At 62.2% G+C, this 17,508-nt stretch carries 21 protein-coding genes; 18 read left to right on the forward strand and 3 right to left on the reverse strand.

The window, feature by feature from the left end:
- Positions 1-5 precede the first annotated feature (5 nt).
- The 7 genes from PO883_RS04265 to PO883_RS04295 all read left to right on the forward strand — a co-directional run bounded on the left by PO883_RS04265 (position 6) and on the right by PO883_RS04295 (position 6,070).
- Complete coding sequence (locus PO883_RS04265; RefSeq protein WP_289308624.1) at positions 6-917, forward strand: methyltransferase domain-containing protein; 912 nt, start codon at positions 6-8, stop codon at positions 915-917.
- A 457-nt stretch (positions 918-1,374) separates the two neighbouring features.
- A complete protein-coding gene (gene coxB, locus PO883_RS04270; RefSeq protein WP_289308625.1) occupies positions 1,375-2,529 on the forward strand; it encodes a cytochrome c oxidase subunit II in 1,155 nt (384 codons plus the stop codon).
- A gap of 13 nt (positions 2,530-2,542) precedes the next feature.
- Entirely contained in the window at positions 2,543-4,138 is a 1,596-nt protein-coding gene (gene ctaD, locus PO883_RS04275; protein WP_099874403.1) for a cytochrome c oxidase subunit I, read from the forward strand.
- 65 nt (positions 4,139-4,203) lie between these two features.
- Positions 4,204-4,308, forward strand: coding sequence for a cytochrome oxidase small assembly protein (locus PO883_RS04280; RefSeq protein WP_223165053.1), 105 nt, complete (start codon positions 4,204-4,206; stop codon positions 4,306-4,308).
- 6 nt (positions 4,309-4,314) lie between these two features.
- A complete protein-coding gene (locus PO883_RS04285) occupies positions 4,315-4,875 on the forward strand; it encodes a cytochrome c oxidase assembly protein (protein WP_289308626.1) in 561 nt (186 codons plus the stop codon).
- 8 nt (positions 4,876-4,883) lie between these two features.
- Positions 4,884-5,120, forward strand: a complete 237-nt coding sequence (locus tag PO883_RS04290; RefSeq protein WP_289308627.1) for a DUF2970 domain-containing protein — start codon at positions 4,884-4,886, stop codon at positions 5,118-5,120.
- A gap of 89 nt (positions 5,121-5,209) precedes the next feature.
- Positions 5,210-6,070, forward strand: a complete 861-nt coding sequence (locus PO883_RS04295) for a cytochrome c oxidase subunit 3 (protein ID WP_289308628.1) — start codon at positions 5,210-5,212, stop codon at positions 6,068-6,070.
- A 136-nt stretch (positions 6,071-6,206) separates the two neighbouring features.
- On the opposite strand, the gene PO883_RS04300 is transcribed toward PO883_RS04295, so the two are convergent.
- Positions 6,207-6,407 carry a twin transmembrane helix small protein gene (locus tag PO883_RS04300; protein ID WP_289308629.1) on the reverse strand — a complete coding sequence of 67 codons (201 nt, stop codon included), beginning with the start codon at positions 6,405-6,407 and terminating at the stop codon, positions 6,207-6,209.
- Positions 6,408-6,443: 36 nt separating this feature from the next.
- On the opposite strand from PO883_RS04300, the gene PO883_RS04305 reads away from it, so the two are divergent.
- From PO883_RS04305 to PO883_RS04335, 7 genes are read left to right on the forward strand one after another with little or no spacing between them, the layout of a single operon-like run.
- Complete coding sequence (locus PO883_RS04305; RefSeq protein ID WP_289308630.1) at positions 6,444-7,172, forward strand: SURF1 family protein; 729 nt, start codon at positions 6,444-6,446, stop codon at positions 7,170-7,172.
- Entirely contained in the window at positions 7,150-7,755 is a 606-nt protein-coding gene (locus PO883_RS04310; RefSeq protein ID WP_373890030.1) for an SCO family protein, read from the forward strand. Before PO883_RS04305 ends, PO883_RS04310 begins: the two co-directional genes overlap by 23 nt.
- 3 nt (positions 7,756-7,758) lie before the next feature.
- Entirely contained in the window at positions 7,759-8,892 is a 1,134-nt protein-coding gene (locus tag PO883_RS04315; protein WP_289308631.1) for a heme A synthase, read from the forward strand.
- Positions 8,889-9,782 (forward strand): heme o synthase, encoded by an 894-nt coding sequence (gene cyoE / locus PO883_RS04320; RefSeq protein ID WP_289308632.1) that lies wholly within the window; start codon positions 8,889-8,891, stop codon positions 9,780-9,782. Before PO883_RS04315 ends, cyoE begins: the two co-directional genes overlap by 4 nt.
- Positions 9,782-10,378 (forward strand): SCO family protein, encoded by a 597-nt coding sequence (locus PO883_RS04325; RefSeq protein WP_289308755.1) that lies wholly within the window; start codon positions 9,782-9,784, stop codon positions 10,376-10,378. The genes cyoE and PO883_RS04325 overlap by 1 nt, the downstream gene beginning before the upstream one ends.
- A 26-nt stretch (positions 10,379-10,404) precedes the next feature.
- A complete protein-coding gene (locus PO883_RS04330) occupies positions 10,405-11,466 on the forward strand; it encodes an AI-2E family transporter (protein WP_289308633.1) in 1,062 nt (353 codons plus the stop codon).
- Between the two features lie 34 nt (positions 11,467-11,500).
- A complete protein-coding gene (locus PO883_RS04335; protein WP_289308634.1) occupies positions 11,501-11,881 on the forward strand; it encodes a pilin in 381 nt (126 codons plus the stop codon).
- A 30-nt stretch (positions 11,882-11,911) separates the two neighbouring features.
- Here the strand turns inward: PO883_RS04335 and PO883_RS04340 are convergent, their stop codons facing one another.
- Complete coding sequence (locus PO883_RS04340) at positions 11,912-13,252, reverse strand: hemolysin family protein (protein ID WP_289308635.1); 1,341 nt, start codon at positions 13,250-13,252, stop codon at positions 11,912-11,914.
- 58 nt (positions 13,253-13,310) lie between these two features.
- The gene (locus tag PO883_RS04345; protein WP_289308636.1) at positions 13,311-14,219 is read right to left on the reverse strand and encodes a LysR family transcriptional regulator; all 909 of its coding nucleotides are present in this window, start codon (positions 14,217-14,219) and stop codon (positions 13,311-13,313) included.
- Between the two features lie 105 nt (positions 14,220-14,324).
- Between PO883_RS04345 and PO883_RS04350 the strand changes: the two genes are divergently transcribed.
- The 4 genes from PO883_RS04350 to PO883_RS04365 all read left to right on the forward strand — a co-directional run bounded on the left by PO883_RS04350 (position 14,325) and on the right by PO883_RS04365 (position 17,390).
- Positions 14,325-15,365: a DUF475 domain-containing protein gene (locus tag PO883_RS04350; protein ID WP_289308637.1), complete on the forward strand. Its 1,041-nt coding sequence runs from the start codon at positions 14,325-14,327 to the stop codon at positions 15,363-15,365.
- A 107-nt stretch (positions 15,366-15,472) separates the two neighbouring features.
- Positions 15,473-16,048: a TerD family protein gene (locus PO883_RS04355; protein ID WP_167088364.1), complete on the forward strand. Its 576-nt coding sequence runs from the start codon at positions 15,473-15,475 to the stop codon at positions 16,046-16,048.
- A 46-nt stretch (positions 16,049-16,094) separates the two neighbouring features.
- On the forward strand, positions 16,095-16,790 hold the full coding sequence (locus PO883_RS04360) for a TIGR00266 family protein (protein ID WP_289308638.1): 696 nt from the start codon (positions 16,095-16,097) through the stop codon (positions 16,788-16,790).
- Between the two features lie 18 nt (positions 16,791-16,808).
- A complete protein-coding gene (locus PO883_RS04365) occupies positions 16,809-17,390 on the forward strand; it encodes a TerD family protein (RefSeq protein WP_289308639.1) in 582 nt (193 codons plus the stop codon).
- The last annotated feature ends 118 nt before the right edge of the window (positions 17,391-17,508 follow it).

Below are 17,508 nucleotides of genomic sequence, written 5' to 3' on the forward strand. Positions count from 1 at the left end.
CGCCCATGGCTACCCCCGATACCCTGAGCGCGCCGATCGACCTGGCGCGCGTGCGTACCTTGTTCTCGCGTCCGCAACGCGTGGAACAGTCCGATTTCCTGCGGCGCGAGATCGCCGCCCGCATGCATGAGCGCCTGATGCTGGTCAAGGTGGCGCCCAAACGCGTGCTCGACGCCGGCTGCGGCAGCGGCGCCGACCTGGCGTTGTTGCAAAAAGATTATCCCGCCGCCCACATCGTCGGCCTCGATGCGGCCCCCGCCATGATCGAGGCGGCCAAGACGCCAGCCTCGGCCCTCAAAGCGCTGAACCAGATGCTCAGCCGCCTGTTGCCGGGCAAGGCCGGGGTCGACCTGCTGTGCGGCGATTTCGGCAGTTTGCCGTTCGGGCCGAACTCGGTCGACCTGGTGTGGTCCAACCTGGCCTTGCACTGGCATCCCCAGCCCGACCGCGTGTTCGCGGAATGGCGCCGGGTGCTGCGCCAGGATGGCTTGCTGATGTTTTCCAATTTCGGTCCGGATACCTTGCGCGAGCTGCGCACGGCCTTTGCCGAGGCCGACGCGGCGCCGCACGTGCTGCCTTTCGTCGACATGCACGACTTCGGCGACCAGCTGGTGGGGGCCGGCTTTTCCACTCCGGTGATGGATATGGAAATGATCACGGTCACCTACGACACGGCCGCGGCCCTGCTGGCCGACGCGCGCGCGCTGGGCGGCAATCCGCTGGCCACGCGCGCGCGCGGCCTGCTCGGGCGCGCGGCCTGGGGGCGGGTGCTGGCGGCGCTGGAGCGGCAGCGCCGGCCCGACGGCAAGCTCGGCCTGAGCTTCGAAGTGATCTACGGCCACGCCTTCCGTCCGGCGCCGCGCGTGACCGCCGCCGGCGAGGCGATCATCCGCTTCGAGCCGCGCAGGGGGCGCTGAGGGCGCGCGCGCTTTTCGCCACGGGCGGGCCGCGCCGGGCCGCCCGGTTGTACCCCTCATGGTACAAAACGGCCGTGAAAGCGGGGCAAACAAGGGGGAGCTGACCCGTTACGGGAGGATTTTCCCTTGATGACGTTGGGCATACTTGAGTATAATCAAGGACTAATTTTATCGACTGTGTTGATTTTTCTTGGAAACACCAAGGAATGTTCAACGGTGCGGCAGTCGAAAGCGATAGCAAGTCAGCGTTCATCAGTGTGCTTTGTTCACCTATGGCCGATGTCAGGGTTCCAGTCGGGTCCGCCGTGCCGTGAGCGCGCCGGGACGGTATGGGCCCTTTTTGTGCGATGGTTTCGGAGCGCCGGGATCCGATCAGGATGCTTCGGCGTAGAAAAAATATTTTTATTTTTGGGTGGTTGGGGAAAACATGACATATGCAAAGCGACTTCAGGCCTTGATGTTCGGTCTGGCAATTTCGGCCAGCATCCCTGCGCTGGCTGCACCGGTGGAGGGACGTCCGGTTGAATACCAGTTGAACCTGCAAATGCCAGTGACGAAGATTGCAACGGAAATCAACGACCTGCACACCTGGATGATGATCGTCTGCATGGTGATCTTCGTCGCGGTGTTCGGCGTGATGTTCTATTCGGTCTTCAAACACCGCCGTTCGCTGGGCCACAAGCCAGCCACCTTCCACGAATCGACCGCTGTCGAGATCGCATGGACTGTCGTGCCTTTCCTGATCGTCATCGTGATGGCGCTGCCTGCGACCAAGACCGTGGTGGCGATGAAAGATACGTCCAACGCCGACATCACCATCAAGGCCACCGGCATGCAGTGGAAATGGGGCTACGATTACCTGAAGGGCGAGGGCGAAGGCATTTCCTTCCTGTCGAACCTGAAAACCCCGCGTTCGCAAGTCGGTTCGCCCGGCGTGGAGCCGACCGAAGCGCGCGGCGTCAACTACCTGATGGAAGTCGACAATGAAATCTACGTGCCGGTCAACAAGAAGATCCGCATCGTCCTGACCGCCAACGACGTCATCCACGCCTGGATGATCCCGGCCTTCGGCGTCAAGCAGGATGCGATTCCCGGTTTCGTGCGCGACACCTGGTTCAAGGCCGAGCAGATCGGTACCTACCGCGGCCAGTGCGCTGAGCTGTGCGGTAAAGAACACGCCTTCATGCCGATCGTGGTCAATGTCGTCTCCGACGCCGACTACACCAAGTGGGTCGATGGCGAGAAAAAGAAAATGGCTGCCCTGGCCGACGATCCATCCAAAGTGTGGACCATCGATGAGCTGAAAATCAAAGGCGAAAAAGTCTACGCCGCCAACTGCGCGGTCTGCCACCAGGCCAACGGCAAGGGCTTGCCGAACAACTTCGCCGCCCTGGACGCGTCGCCGTTGGTCATGGGCCCGAAAGCGGAGCAGATCAAGGTGCTGCTGAACGGCCAGAAGTCGGGCAAGTTCCCGACCGAAATGCCAGCCTGGAAACAATTGTCGGATTCTGATATTGCTGCGGTGATTACTTACACCCGCAACAACTGGTCGAACAAGGCAACGGAAAATATCGTTCAACCAGCCGAAGTCCTGGCTGCACGTAACAAGTAATCGGGAGTAAGTTATGAGCACAAGCACACTAGATCACGCACACGGCCATGACCACGATCATAGCCACGATCACCCGACGGGGATGACCCGCTGGCTGTTCGCCACCAATCACAAGGATATCGGTACCCTGTACCTGTGGTTCTCGCTCATCATGCTGCTGTCCGGCGGCGTGCTGGCGCTGATGATCCGTACCGAACTGTTCAAGCCGGGCCTGCAATTCTTCCAGCCCGAGTTCTTCAACCAGCTGACCACGATGCACGGCCTGGTGATGGTGTTCGGCGCGATCATGCCGGCCTTCGTCGGTTTCGCCAACTGGATGATCCCGCTGCAAGTGGGCGCCTCCGACATGGCGTTCGCACGGATGAACAACTTCTCGTTCTGGCTGCTGCCGCCTGCGGCGATCCTGCTGGCGACCTCGTTCCTGGTGCCTGGCGGCGCGACCGCTGCCGGCTGGACCCTGTACGCTCCGCTGTCGACCCAGATGGGACCCGGCATGGACATGGCGATTTTCGCGATGCACCTGATGGGCGCCTCGTCGATCATGGGTTCGATCAACATCATCGTCACCATCCTGAACATGCGCGCTCCCGGCATGACCCTGATGAAAATGCCGATGTTCTGCTGGACCTGGCTGATTACCGCCTACCTGCTGATCGCCGTGATGCCTGTGTTGGCTGGCGCGATCACCATGACCCTGACCGACCGTCACTTCGGCACCTCGTTCTTTAACGCGGCCGGCGGCGGCGACCCGGTCATGTACCAGCACATCTTCTGGTTCTTCGGACACCCCGAGGTGTACATCATGATTTTGCCGGCCTTCGGTATCGTCTCGCAGATCCTGCCGGCGTTTGCCCGCAAGCCACTGTTCGGCTACGCCTCGATGGTCTACGCAACGGCCTCGATCGCGATCCTGTCGTTCATCGTCTGGGCGCACCACATGTTCACCACCGGCATGCCAGTGACCAGCCAGCTGTTCTTCATGTACGCCACCATGCTGATCGCGGTACCGACCGGCGTGAAAGTGTTCAACTGGATCGCCACGATGTGGAAGGGTTCGATGACGTTTGAAACCCCGATGCTGTTCTCGGTCGGCTTCATCTTCGTGTTCACCATGGGTGGTTTCACCGGCCTGATCCTGGCCGTGACCCCGATCGACATCCAGCTGCAGGATACCTACTACGTCGTGGCCCACTTCCACTACGTGCTGGTGGCAGGTTCCCTGTTCGCCCTGTTCGCCGGTTTCTACTACTGGTCGCCAAAGTGGACTGGCCACATGTACAGCGAATTCCGCGGCAAGATGCACTTCTGGCTGTCGCTGATCACGTTTAACATCACCTTCTTCCCGATGCACTTCCTGGGTCTGGCGGGGATGCCACGCCGCTACGCGGATTACCCGGCGCAGTTCACCGACTTCAACACGATCGCCACCATCGGCGCGTTCGGTTTCGGCCTGTCGCAGGTGTACTTCCTGTTCTGCGTGATCCTGCCGACCATCCGTGGCGGCGCCAAGGCGGCCGACAAGCCATGGGATGGCGCTGAAGGCCTGGAGTGGACCGTGCCGAGCCCGGCGCCGTTCCACACCTTTGAAACACCGCCGACGGTTAAGTAATCAGTAATACAGTAGCGCGGGCAGCCTTGGCTTGCCCGCGCTACTGAACTTGTAAGTGAAACGCCATGTCTGATCCAAAAAAGCCGAACAATGCACGAACGGGCCTGATCCTGGGCGCGCTGGCCTTATTTTTCTTCGCGATGGTGTTCATCAAACGTATTTGGCTGTGAGTTGACGTGGCTACTGAAGAATCCGGAAAGCTCAAGCTCAATCGCACGATGCTCGGCAAGCTGCTGGTCGTGACCGTGATCATGTTCGGTTTCGGCTATGCCTTGATTCCCGTGTACAAGCACCTGTGCGAAATGCTGGGGATCAACGTACTGACCCAGGCCGATGGCACGGTGATGTACGACAAGAATACCCAGATCGACAAGTCGCGCACGATCACGATCGAGTTCGACGGCAATGCGCAGGGTCCGTGGCGCTTCCGCCCGACCACGCGTTCGATCGATGTCCATCCGGGCGAACTGACCACCGTGGTGTACGAGGTGGTCAATACGCAGAACCGGACCGTGCAGGCGCAAGCGATTCCCAGCTTCGCGCCGCAGCTGGTGATGTCGCATTTTAAGAAGGTCGAGTGCTTCTGCTTCAAGCAGCAGACCTTGAAGGCACATGAAGCGAGGCAGATGCCGGTGGTGTTCTACATCGATCCGGCCCTGCCGCGCGACGTGAAGACGATGACGCTGTCGTACACGTTTTTCGAGATTGCCGGTACCCAGGCAGTGGCAGCGAAGTAGGGGCCGCGATGACGGATTTGAATAAAGGCGACGAACGCAATATAAAGAACGAGCGCAAGATCGCGTTCGGCGCCACGATGAAAGCGGTGTTCTGGTCGTTCCTGGGCATCCGCAAACGCAGCGATTACGAAAAAGATTCGGCCAGCCTGAATCCGGTGCACGTGGTGATTGCCGGATTGATTGGGGTGATGTTGTTCATTGGCGTACTGATCGCCCTGGTGAAGTTTGCCGTGTCGGGTCATTGACGGCAGGGTGGCCAGGGTGCCGGATGCCCGATCAGGTTTTACAAATTAGCAATAAATTCACCGCATACAGTTTGATTTAGGAGATGAAGATGAGTTCACCACACGCCGCCGTACCGCATTATTTTGTGCCAGGCCCGTCCAAATGGCCGATGGCCGCCGGCTTGTCGCTGCTCGTTACGATGCTGGGCGCTTCGGCCTGGGTCAATGACCTGTCCTGGGGCCCGGCAGTCAATATCGCCGGTATCCTGTCGACCCTGCTGGTCATGTACTTCTGGTTCGGCGACGCCATCGGCGAATCCGAGGCGGGCCAGTACGGCAAGAACATCGACCTGTCGTTCCGCTGGTCGATGAGCTGGTTCATCTTTTCCGAAGTGATGTTCTTCGGCGCCTTCTTCGGTGCCCTGTTCTACGCGCGCACCATCACCACCCCGTGGCTGGGCGACCTCGATCACAAGATCATCTGGCCTGATTTCGCGGCCCAGTGGGGCGGCGCCAGCCCGGCCGGCACCGTCGACAGCTTCACCACCATGGGTCCGTTCCCGATCCCGACCATCAATACCGCTCTGCTGCTGCTGTCGGGCGTGACGCTGACCATTTCGCACCACGCCCTGCGCGCCGGCCACCGTGCCAAGACCGCGTTCTGGCTGGCCGCCACGATCTTGCTGGGCGCGACCTTCATGGGCTTCCAGGCGTATGAGTACATGCACGCTTACAGCGAACTGAACCTGAAACTGACCTCGGGCATCTACGGTTCGATCTTTTACCTGCTGACGGGCTTCCACGGCTTCCACGTGACGCTCGGCGCGATCATGCTGTCGGTGATCCTGTACCGCGTCATGAAGGGCCACTTCACCGCCGAGAACCACTTCGGCTTCGAAGGCGCGGCCTGGTACTGGCACTTTGTCGACGTGGTCTGGCTTGGCCTGTACATCGTGGTCTACTGGCTGTAAATGGCGGCATGCAGCGGGGGGTACGCCCTCCGGCAGGTGTAGAACAAGAAAAACCGGGGACAGTCCACCAAGCGGTGGCCTGTCCCCGGTTTTTTGCGGTTGGGAATAACCTTGACGGCCTGAGGGTCGCTCAGCGTCAGCGAATGCCGGTCGGCGCGATCCAGCCCATCTTGTAGCTGCCCAGCAGCACCAGGAACAGGGTGATCGACAGGCCCACGCGCATCGCCAGCGCGTGCACCGTGCGGTTGCTCTTGCCCTTGTCGCGCATCAGGAAGAACAGGGCCGAGCCCAGGCTTCCGATGATGAGCATGAAGGCAGTAGCGACGAGGATTTTCATAATGAGCTCGAATTTTTTGAGTAAGGCACCATTGTAATGCGTATCCGCTTCCGGTTTCGGGCGATCCCCTTCGTGGCCACGGTGCTGCTGGTGGCGCTCGGCATCGCCCTGGGGCGCTGGCAGGATGGCCGCGCCGCCGAGAAAATCGGCCTGCAGCAGACCATCACGGCGCGCGCTGGCGCCGCCCCGCTGGTGCTCGGCGCGACCCCGCGCACGCCCGCGCAGGTCGAGTTGCGCCCGGTATCGGTGAGCGGCACGTTTGTGCGCGACTGGCCGCTGTTCTTGAACAACCGTCCGCAAGAAGGCAAGGCCGGCTTTTACTTGCTGATGCCGCTGCGTATCGAGGGCAGCGATATGCACGTGCTGGTGGCGCGCGGCTGGCTGCCGCGCTACACCGGCCAGTACGACCGCTTGCCGGAGTTCGATACGCCGGCCGGCACGGTGACCGTCACGGGTTTGGCGCGCCCAAGCATGGGCAAGGTGATGCAGCTCGGAACGGCCGCCCCGGTTGCGCCCAAGGCCATCCTGCAAAACCTGACGCCGGCCGAGTTTGCGCAAGCGAGCAAGCTGGCGCTGCAGCCCTTTTTTATCGAGCAAAGCGGCCCTGCGCCGGCCGGCGACAAGCTGGTGCGCAACTGGCCGGCCCCCTCCCTGAACGTGGAAAAACACCAGGGTTATGCATTTCAATGGTATGCGCTGGCGGTCATGGCGCTGCTCTTTTTCGTGATTACAGGATTTCAACGTGGAACAAAACAAAACGACTAAAGCAAGTCAATGGAGCGGCCGCTGGAAACTGCTGGCCGTGGTCTTCGTGTGCGCGGCGCCGATGCTGTTCTCCTACCTGACCTATTACGTCATCAAGCCGACCGGGCGCACCAACTACGGGACCCTGATCGCGCCGCAGAAGTACCCGATCCCGCCGGCAATGGGCATCACCACGCTCGACGGCAAGCCGATCGCGCTCGACGCCTACAAGGGTAAATGGATCATGCTGCAGGTGGGTCCCGGCGAATGCCCGCAAGCCTGCCGCGACCAGCTGGTCGCGATGCGCCAGCTGCGCCTGATGCAGGGCAAGGAAATGGAGCGCATCGAGCGCGTCTGGCTGGTGACGGACGCCACCCCGATCGACACCATGCTCATGCGCGTGGTCGACGGCACCCGCATGCTGCGCGTGCCGGCCGCTGCTGTGACGTCCTGGCTGCCGGTCGAGGCGGGCGGCAAGGTGGACGAGCACATGTATCTGATCGACCCGATGGGCCACCTGATGATGCGTTTCCCAAAGCAGCCTGATCCGGCCAAGGTGAAGAAGGACATGTACAAGCTGCTCAAAGCTTCCGCGATCGGTTAAGCGATGCAGCTCGCGTCCATGGTGCAACTCGGCGTGACGGGCTTGCTGGCGGCCTGCCTGCCGCTGGCGATGGTCTGGATGTCGTCCGACCCCAACAAATACCGCAAGCTGGTCTGGATCACGGTGTTCCTCACCTTCGACCTGATCGTGTTCGGCGCCTTCACGCGCCTGACCGATTCGGGCCTGGGCTGCCCGGACTGGCCGGGCTGCTATGGCGCGGCCAATCCCTTCCTCGCGCATGCCGAGATCGTCGCCGCCGAAACGCTGATGCCGAGCGGCCCGGTGACGCTGCTCAAGGCCTGGATCGAAATGATCCACCGCTACCTGGCGATGGGCATTGGCGTGCTGATCGTGGCGCTGATGGCGACCGCCTGGATCCAGTGGCGCAAGACGCGCCGCGCCGAGTTTGCGCCCGGTTTGCCGACGGTGCTGTTCGGCTTCGTGCTGGTGCAGGGCGCCTTTGGCGCCTGGACCGTGACGCTCAAGCTGCAACCGGTGATCGTCACCATCCACCTGTTGCTGGGGATGGGCCTGCTGGCCATGCTGGTCTGGCTGGGCGCGCGCCAGAACCGCGCCGCCGCGCTGGCCCACGGGCGCTTCACGGCGCCGGCCGCTGCGGCACCCTCGATGCTGGGCCGCCTGGCGCTGGCCGCGGCCCTGGTGCTGGCCGTGCAGATCGCCCTGGGCGGCTGGGTCAGCACCAATTACGCGACCCTGGCCTGCACTGATTTCCCGCTGTGCAACGGCAAGCTGGTGCCCGAGATGGATTTCGAGCACGGCTTTACCCTGTGGCGCGCGCTGGGCAAGACTGCGGCCGGCCACTACCTGCCGTTCGCCGCCCTGACCGCGATCCACTGGGTGCACCGCAACTTCGCCTTTGTCGTGCTGGCCGTGCTGGGCCTGGCGGCCTGGCGCGCGCGCGCCCATCCGGGCGTGGCCAGGCACGCGCGCGGGATCGCCATCGTGCTCGCGCTCCAGGCCGTGACGGGTATCGCCACCGTCTACCTGAACTTTCCACTCACCATCGCGGTACTGCATAACGCCGGCGCGGCGCTGCTGGTGCTGATGCTGACCATGTTAAACTACAAGATCAAGTACCCCTCCGGCCCGGTACTGCAAGCAAGCCACCACCCATGACAACCCAGACCGCAACACACAAATCCGCCAACCGCGTCGCCCAGTACTGGGCGCTGACCAAACCGAGAGTCACCCAGCTGGCCGTGTTCTGCGCCGTGATCGGCATGCTGCTGGCCACCGATGGCATACCCAGCTGGCGCATCCTGGTGCCGGCCACGGTCGGCATCTGGCTGCTGACCGGCGCCGCCTTCGCCGTCAACTGCCTGGTCGAAGCCGAGATCGACGCGCGCATGGCGCGCACCGCGCGCCGCGCCACCGCCATGGGCGAACTGACCAAGACCCAGACCCTGATCTTTTCCGCCATCATCGGCGGGGCCGGCATGGCCGTGCTGTACACCTTGGTCAATCCGCTGACCATGTGGCTGACCTTCGTGACCTTTGTCGGCTACGCCGTCATCTACACCATGATCCTGAAACCGGCCACGCCGCAAAACATCGTCATCGGCGGCCTGTCGGGCGCGATGCCGCCGGCGCTGGGCTGGGCGGCGGTGGCCAACGACGTGCCGATGCAAGCCTGGCTGCTGGTGCTGATCATTTTCGTGTGGACTCCGCCGCACTTCTGGGCGCTGGCCATGTACCGGCGCGACGATTACGCGCGCTCGGGCCTGCCGATGCTGCCGGTCACGCACGGCATGAATTTCACCGGTTTCCACGTCTGGCTGTATTCGATCGCACTGGCGGCCACCACCGTGCTGCCATACGCGGTGCGCATGAGCGGCCACATCTACCTGGCCTCGGCGGTGCTGCTCAATGCCGTGTTCCTGTGGCATGGCTGGCAGGTGTACCGCCACTATTCCGACCAGGTGGCGCGCAAGGCGTTCACCTGGTCCATCATTTACCTGTCGCTGCTGTTTGCCGCCTTGCTGCTCGACCACTACGTCAAATTATGATCAAAAAACTGTTCTCCCTGTGCGCGCTGGCCGTGTTGCTGGCCGCGTGCGACAAACCGGCCTCCGCGCCGTCCGCCAAGGCGCTTGCCTTCCAGAACACCGACCTGACCGGTCTCGCTTACGCGCGCGACTTCGCCTTGACCGACCACAACGGCAAGCCACGCACCCTGGCCGACTTCAAGGGCAAGGTGGTGGTGGTGTTCTTCGGCTTCACCCAGTGTCCGGACGTGTGCCCGACCACCATGGCCGAAATGGCGGCGGTGATGAAGGAGCTCGGTCCCAAGGCCGACCAGGTGCAGGTGCTGTTCGTCACCATCGACCCGGCGCGCGACACCCAGGCCCTGCTGGCCCAGTACGTGCCGGCCTTCGATCCGCGCTTCCTCGGCCTGTATGGCGACCTTGACGCCACCGCCAGGGTGGCCAAGGAATTCAAGGTGTTCTACGCCAGGGTCGACGGCAAGACGCCGGGCAGCTATTCGATGGACCACAGCGCCGCCAGCTATGTGTTCGACCGCAATGGCAAGGTCCGCTTGTTCGTGCGTCATGGCAACGGCGCGGGGCCGATCGTGCACGACATCAAACAATTGCTCGACTGATCCACCTACCACCTCAGGGGACGACCATGGACCAGGCACGCGGCGGCAGGAATTACGCTTACATGGGCGCCATCGCGCTGCTCACCATCGGTTGCCTGTATGTGCTGCGGCCTTTCCTGGCGGCGATCCTGTTCGCCGCCGCCATCGTCATCTCGTCCTGGCCGATCTACCTGTATGTGCTGGCGCGCATGCGCGGACGCCGTACCCTGGCCGCGCTGACCCTGACCCTGACACTGACCTGCCTGGTGATCCTGCCGATCGCGCTGGTGGCCTACAACCTGGCCGACGATGTCGGCCGCTTCTACGAGCAGCTCAAGGCCGCCGTGGCCACCGGCCACGTCGAGCCGCCGGCCTGGCTGCGCCAGTTGCCCGTGGTGGGTGAAACGCTGTACTCCTATGTCGGCAGCCTGGTATCGAGCCGTGAACAGATGATGGAACTGGCCCAGCGCCTGCTGGAGCCGGCGCGCCACTACCTGCTGGGCGGCGGCATCGTGCTGGGCGCCGGCGTCGCTCAGATGAGCCTGGCCGCCTTCGTCAGCTTCTTCCTGTACCGCGACGGCCACACCCTGCTCGTTGCCACCGGCGTGGCCATGAACCGCATCATCGGCGAGCGCGCGCACCGGATCGCCACCACCGTCAGCCAGACCGTGCGCGGCGTCATGTACGGCTTGCTGGGAACGGCGCTGGCGCAAGCCGTGGTGGCCGCCATCGGCTTTGTGATCGCCGGGGTGCCGGGGGTGCCGCTGCTGGCCGTGGCCACGTTTGTCATGTCCTTGGTGCCGGTCGGCCCGCCGATCATCTGGGGCGGGGCGGCGATCTGGCTGTTCAACCAGGGCCAGACCGGCTGGGCCATCTTCATGGTGGTGTGGGGCCTGGTGCTCATCAGCGGGGTCGACAACGTGGTCAAGCCGATGCTGATCAGCCGCGGCAGCAGCCTGCCATTCCTGCTGGTGTTGCTGGGCGTATTGGGCGGGGTGCTGGCCTTCGGTTTTGTCGGCCTGTTCATCGGCCCGACCCTGCTGGCGGTGGGCTACTCGCTGCTGCGCGAATGGACCGGCATCGAGCCGGCGGTCGTCAACGACGCCTGAGCCGCGCGGGATCATGCGATGTTTTCTGAAGGGCTTGCTGGGCGCCCTGTTGATGCTGGCCCTGGCGGCAGTGATCATTCCTCAGTATTCGGATTATATTGCGCGCTCGGAAACCAGTGTTGTACTTGTTCTACTTGAGCCCGTGCAGCGCGCCATTGCAGCCGATGCTGTCAAGCAAAAATCGTTTGCAGGGATGGCGAAGCACCTCGCGAATCCGGCCTTGATTGCGGATAGGCTGACAGGGATGCTCACAGTGTTCGAGGTCAGCGACGCAGGCGTGATTACTGCGAAAGGAGGGAGGGATGGACAGATGATCGTCTTGTCACCCTCATTGCTTGATGGGAAAATACAGTGGCGCTGCATCGGCGCCCCGGACCATGACATGCCTGCCAGGTGCAAAGGCGGCCGCCCGTAGACGGGTCGCGGCGCCTCATCCCCCGTTTGATCAGTCCTGTTCGTCCGTGTCGAGCGTGCGCTCGATCTGCGGAATCACCTTGATCAGCACGATGCGCGGCCCGTTCATCTTCTTGACCACGATGTCGAAGTGCGGAAATTCGATCCGCTGGCCCTGCTTGGGAATGTCGCCCAGCTTGACCATCAGCAAACCACCCACCGATTCCACTTCATCCAGTCCCAGCGTTTCGTTATCGATATCGATGCCGAGAATGCGTTCGAGCGAGAAGATCGGCAGACTGGCCTTGCCGATCAGGGTGCCGTCCGGCTGGCGCAGCCAATCGTTTTCGTTGAGGCGGAATTCGTCACGGATTTCACCGACCATGGCGCCGAGCAGGTTGTCGAGCGTGATGAAGCCGACCGGGCGCTTGCCCTTTTCACCGATCAGCGCAAAGTGCGGCGCCCCGTCGCGAAAGCGCCTGAACATTTGCTGCGCCGGCGTGCGCGCCGACATCGTTTCGACCGGGCGCAGGAACTGGGTCAAGTCCTTGATCGGACGGCCCGCCTGCTGCGCGAAAAACAAATCCTTCAGGTGGATCACGCCGAGCACGTCTTCGCCATTGGCATCGAAGTAGGGATAGCGGCTGAAACGGTTCCTCACCACGGTCTGCAAATTGTCTTCCAGCGATTTGCTGGCGTGCAGGGCGATGACTTCATTGATCGGGCGCATCAGGTCGGCCACCGACAACTGGCTGAAGTCGAGCGACTGGGCCAGGATGTGGCGCTCGTCGCGGGTGAATTTTTCGCCGGGCTGGCTGGTGCGCAGGATCAGCTTGAGCTCATCGGTCGAATAATGCGCATCATGCCCGCCCGGACCGGACAGGCCCGCCAGGCGCAGCACCAGGTTGGCGCTACCGTTGAGCAGGTAAATGGCCGGGTACATCGACCAGTAGAAAATGTACAGCGCCGGCGCGGTCCACAGGCCGACCACTTCCGGATTGCGGATCGCCAGCGATTTCGGCGCCAGCTCGCCCACCACGATGTGCAGGAAGGAAATCACGCTGAAGGCGACCACGAACGATACCGTGTGAATGATCTTTTCGGACGTTACGCCGACCAGGCCGAACACCGGTTCGAGCAGGCTGGCAAAGGCCGGTTCGCCGACCCAGCCCAAGCCCAGCGAGGCGAGCGTGATGCCCAGCTGGCAGGCCGACAGGTAGGCGTCGAGCTGGCCGTGGACCTTGCCCAGCAGGCGTCCCCGCAAGCCCTGGCTCTTGGCGATCGCGCGCACGCGGGTTTTTCGGAGGGTGACGATGCCGAATTCGGCGGCCACGAAAAAGCCGTTGAGCGCGACCAGGAACAGGGCGAGCACGACCAGTAAGGCATTTTGCATAAGGAGTTGGGTTAGTTTTTCGCTTGGCCACAGGGGGCCGGGATGGACATTGTACCGTTCATGGCGTGCTGAACACACCCTGATGTACTGCGGAAAGGATCGCTTCGACCGCGGGATGCTTGATTTTACGCTCGTTGGAGATGGCATAGACGTGCTCGCGCACCTGCGGCACGTGGCCGGCCAGCACCGCGCCGAACTGGTCGGCCAGGTCGGTGGCCAGCGCCGCCGGCGCGAAAAACAGGCCGGCGCCGCGCCGTCCGAAGGTGTTGAGCAAGGCGTTGTCTTCAAACTCGCCGACCACGTCGGGCCGCACATTGTGCAGCTCGAACCATTCGTCGATGCGCCCGCGCAAGGCATTGTTGCGGGTCGGCAGCAGGAAGGGTGCGCCGTTCAGGCTGCCCGGAAAACCTTGCGCATACGCCCCGGCCAGGGCCGGCGTGCCGACCACGATGGTGTCGCTCTCGAACAGCATGTGGCTAAATACGCGCAAGGTGGTGCCCGAGCGCACCGCGCGGTCGGTCAGCACCACATCCAGCTTGTGCAGGGCCAGGTCGGCCAGCAAGGCCTCGAACTGGTCTTCGTAGCACACCAGGCGCACCGGGGTGGCCAGGTGCAGGGTCGCCTCCAGCAGGCGGAAGGCGGTCAGCTTGGGCAGGGAATCGGAAATGCCGACCGTGAGCCGGGTGCGTCCGCTATCGGCTTCGCCCAGCGCTTCCTGCAATTGCTCGCCCAGCAGGAAGATCTGGTCGGCGTAGGCCAGCGCCAGGCGCCCGGCCTCGGTCAGCTGCAAGCTGCGGCCCTGCTGCATGAACAGGGCCTTGCCGATCGATTGTTCGAGCTGGCTGAGCTGGGTGCTGATGGTCTGGATTGCCAGTCCCAGGCGCTCGGCGGCACGCGTGACGCCGCCTTCCTTGGCCACTACCCAGAAGTAATAGAGGTGGCGAAAATTCATTCCAGTATTTTTCATGCTTCGATTTTTCAGAAGTAATCCTCAGATTATCTCCTATTTTTAAATTCGGCGCAGGGGTCTACACTGCATCCATCAACAATAACAAGTGAGGGAAATCAAACTATGAAGCACTTCAGAATTTCATTTTTAGTCACCTTCGTCTGCCTTGCGGTAGCCGGATGGTGGGGCTACCAGCACCACGGCGTGAGCGGCATGTTCACGGCGCTGGGCGTGGCGGCGATCTTGGGTATCATGGAAGTGTCGCTGTCCTTCGATAACGCGGTCGTGAACGCCTCGGTGCTCAAGACCTGGGACGATTACTGGCAAAAGCTGTTCCTCGGCGTCGGTATCATCATCGCCGTGTTCGGTATGCGCTTGCTGTTCCCGCTGGTCATCGTGGCGCAAGCTGCCGACCTGGGCATCATGGAAGTGTGGAACCTGGCCTTGTCCGATCCGAAAGCGTACTCGGCGCACCTGACGGCCCACCATGCGGAAGTGGCGGCCTTCGGCGGTATGTTCCTGCTGCTGGTGTTCCTGAACTTCCTGCTCGACGATGAGAAAGAGACCCACTGGCTTGGCCGCATCGAAGAAAAACTCGGCGCACTCGGCAAGGTCGGTTCGATCTCGGTGATGATTGCTCTCGGTACCTTGATGGCCAGCATGACGATGGTCGAGGAAGCACAAAAGATGGTGGTGCTGATGGCCGGTCTGTGGGGTATCTTGATTTATGTGGGTGTCGACACGATCAGCAGCCTGCTGGAAAGCGAAGATGAAGGCAGCAATGTCGGCGATATGGTCAAGCGCGGTGGCGTGGGTGGTTTCCTGTACCTGGAAGTGCTCGATGCATCGTTTTCCTTCGACGGCGTGATCGGCGCGTTTGCGATCACCACCGACGTCGTGATCATCATGCTGGGCCTGGCAATCGGCGCGATGTTCGTGCGTTCGATGACGGTGTTCCTGGTCAAGAAGGGCACGCTCGACGAATTCGTCTACCTGGAGCACGGCGCGCACTATGCGATCGGTATCCTGGCGCTGATCATGTTGGCCAGCATGAAGTTCCACGTGCCTGAAATCTTTACCGGCCTGATCGGCGTGGCCTTCATCGTTGCCTCGCTGTGGTCGTCGCTACGTCACAAGAAACAGCAGTTAGCACTTGCGCAATAAGCGCTGCGTCATACAAACGCGGCACACTGAAGAACACCCGTGTGCCGCGTGATTCCCCCGGTGTTCATCGCTTTGTTTTGTTTTTTACTAACTTTTGGAGAATTAACATGCCAGTCAGCTTGCAAAAAGGCGGTAACGTCAACCTGAGTAAAGAAGCACCCGGCCTGACCAAAATGATCGTCGGCTTAGGCTGGGATACCCGCGCCACCGATGGCAGCGCGTTCGACCTGGACGGTGCGGTGTTCCTGCTCGACGCCAGCGGCAAGGTCCGTTCCGACGCCGACTTCATCTTCTACAACAACCTGAAATCGGCCGACGGCTCGATTACCCACTCGGGCGACAACACCACCGGCGCCGGCGACGGCGACGATGAAAGCGTCACCATCGACCTGGCCAACGTGCCGGCCGATATCGACAAGGTCGTGCTGGCCGTGACGATTCACGATGCCGAGACACGGCGCCAGAATTTCGGTATGGTGTCGAAAGCCTTCGTTCGCTGCATCAACGCCGCCGGCAATGCCGAAATCGCCCGCTACGACCTGTCGGAAGATGGCTCGACCGAAGCGGCCATGGTCTTCGGCGAAGTCTACCGCGCTGGCGCGGACTGGAAATTCCGCGCCATCGGCCAGGGCTTCCAGGGCGGCCTGGGCCCCCTGGCAAAAAGCTACGGCGTCAACGTTTAAGTCGTGTGCGGCCCGCTTCCCGGCGGGCCGCCAACAAGGAGCACACATGGCAGTTTTTACAGTCACAGGCGATATCGATCCTTTCCTGCACGTCTCCATGACGCGCGGCGACACGATTTACTGCGAATCGGGCGCCATGGTCATGATGGAGGCCGCGCTTGACCTCAAGGGCAAGATGCAGGGCGGCATCGGCAGCGCGCTGATGCGGCGCTTCGCCAACGGCGAATCGTTCTTCCAGCAGCACATCGAAGCGGTGCGCGGCGATGGCGATTGCCTGCTCTCGCCGACCCTGCCGGGTGCGATGCAGATCATCGAGTGCGGCCAGCGCCAGTACATGCTCAGCGACGGCGCCTTTGTCGCCGCCAGTTCCAAGGTCGATCTCAAGGTGCGCACGCAAAGCCTCGGCAATGCGCTGTTCGCCGACAGCGGCGGTTTTTTTGTCACCGAGACCAGCGGCAACGGCCAGGTGGTGGTGTCCGGCTTCGGCTCGATGAACGAGCTGGTGGTCGAGCAGGGCAAGGACATCACCATCGATAATTCGCACGTGGTCGCCTGGGACAGCAGCCTGCACTACACGCCGTCGATCACGACCGGCACCAGCGGCGGCTTTTTAGGCAACCTGATCAACAGCCAGACCAGCGGGGAAGGCATCGTGCTACGCTTCTCCGGCAATGGCAAAGTGTATATTTGTTCGCGCAACCGTGCCTCGTTCCAAGCCTGGGCGGCCGGCAGCGCGCGTTAAAAACCAAGGAGTCCTACCATGTCAGTCAATCTGCAAAAAGGCCAGAAAATTTCTCTGGATAAAGAAGCCGGCAGCACCCTGACCCGCATCACCATGGGCCTGGGGTGGGATGCCATCAAGACCAAGGGCTTGTTCGGCTTTGGCGGCAAGAGCCAGTCGGTCGACCTGGACGCATCCTGCCTGCTGTTCGACGAGAGCAACCGTGCGGTCGATGCGGTCTGGTTCCGCCAGCTCAAGAGCAAGGATGGCAGCGTCGTGCACACGGGAGACAACCGCACCGGCGCCGGCGATGGCGACGACGAGCAAATCCTGGTCGACCTGAGCCAGGTGCCGGCCACCGTCAAGTCGCTGGTGTTTACCGTGAACAGCTTCACCGGCCAGAACTTCGCGCAGGTCGAGAACGCCTACTGCCGCATCATCAACGGAGCCGACCAGAAGGAAGTGGCGCGCTTCAATCTGTCGGTGCAGGGCGAGCACACGGCCCAGATCATGGCCAAGCTGTACCGTCACGGCGGCGAGTGGAAGATGCACGCGATCGGCGAAAACGGCAGCGGCCGCACCTTCGATGAACTGATGCCGAAGATCACGCCGCACCTGTAAGCTGGCGCGCCGGCCGGGCACGATCCCGGCATGGCGCCGGGCTTTAGCAGCGCCCCGCACCGATCCCTGTCCTCATGCGACACGGGTGTTTGGCGCGGGGCGCTTCTTTTTTGTGCAT

The organism is Massilia sp. DJPM01, from assembly GCF_030348125.1.
Taxonomy (GTDB): domain Bacteria; phylum Pseudomonadota; class Gammaproteobacteria; order Burkholderiales; family Burkholderiaceae_D; genus Telluria_A; species Telluria_A frigida.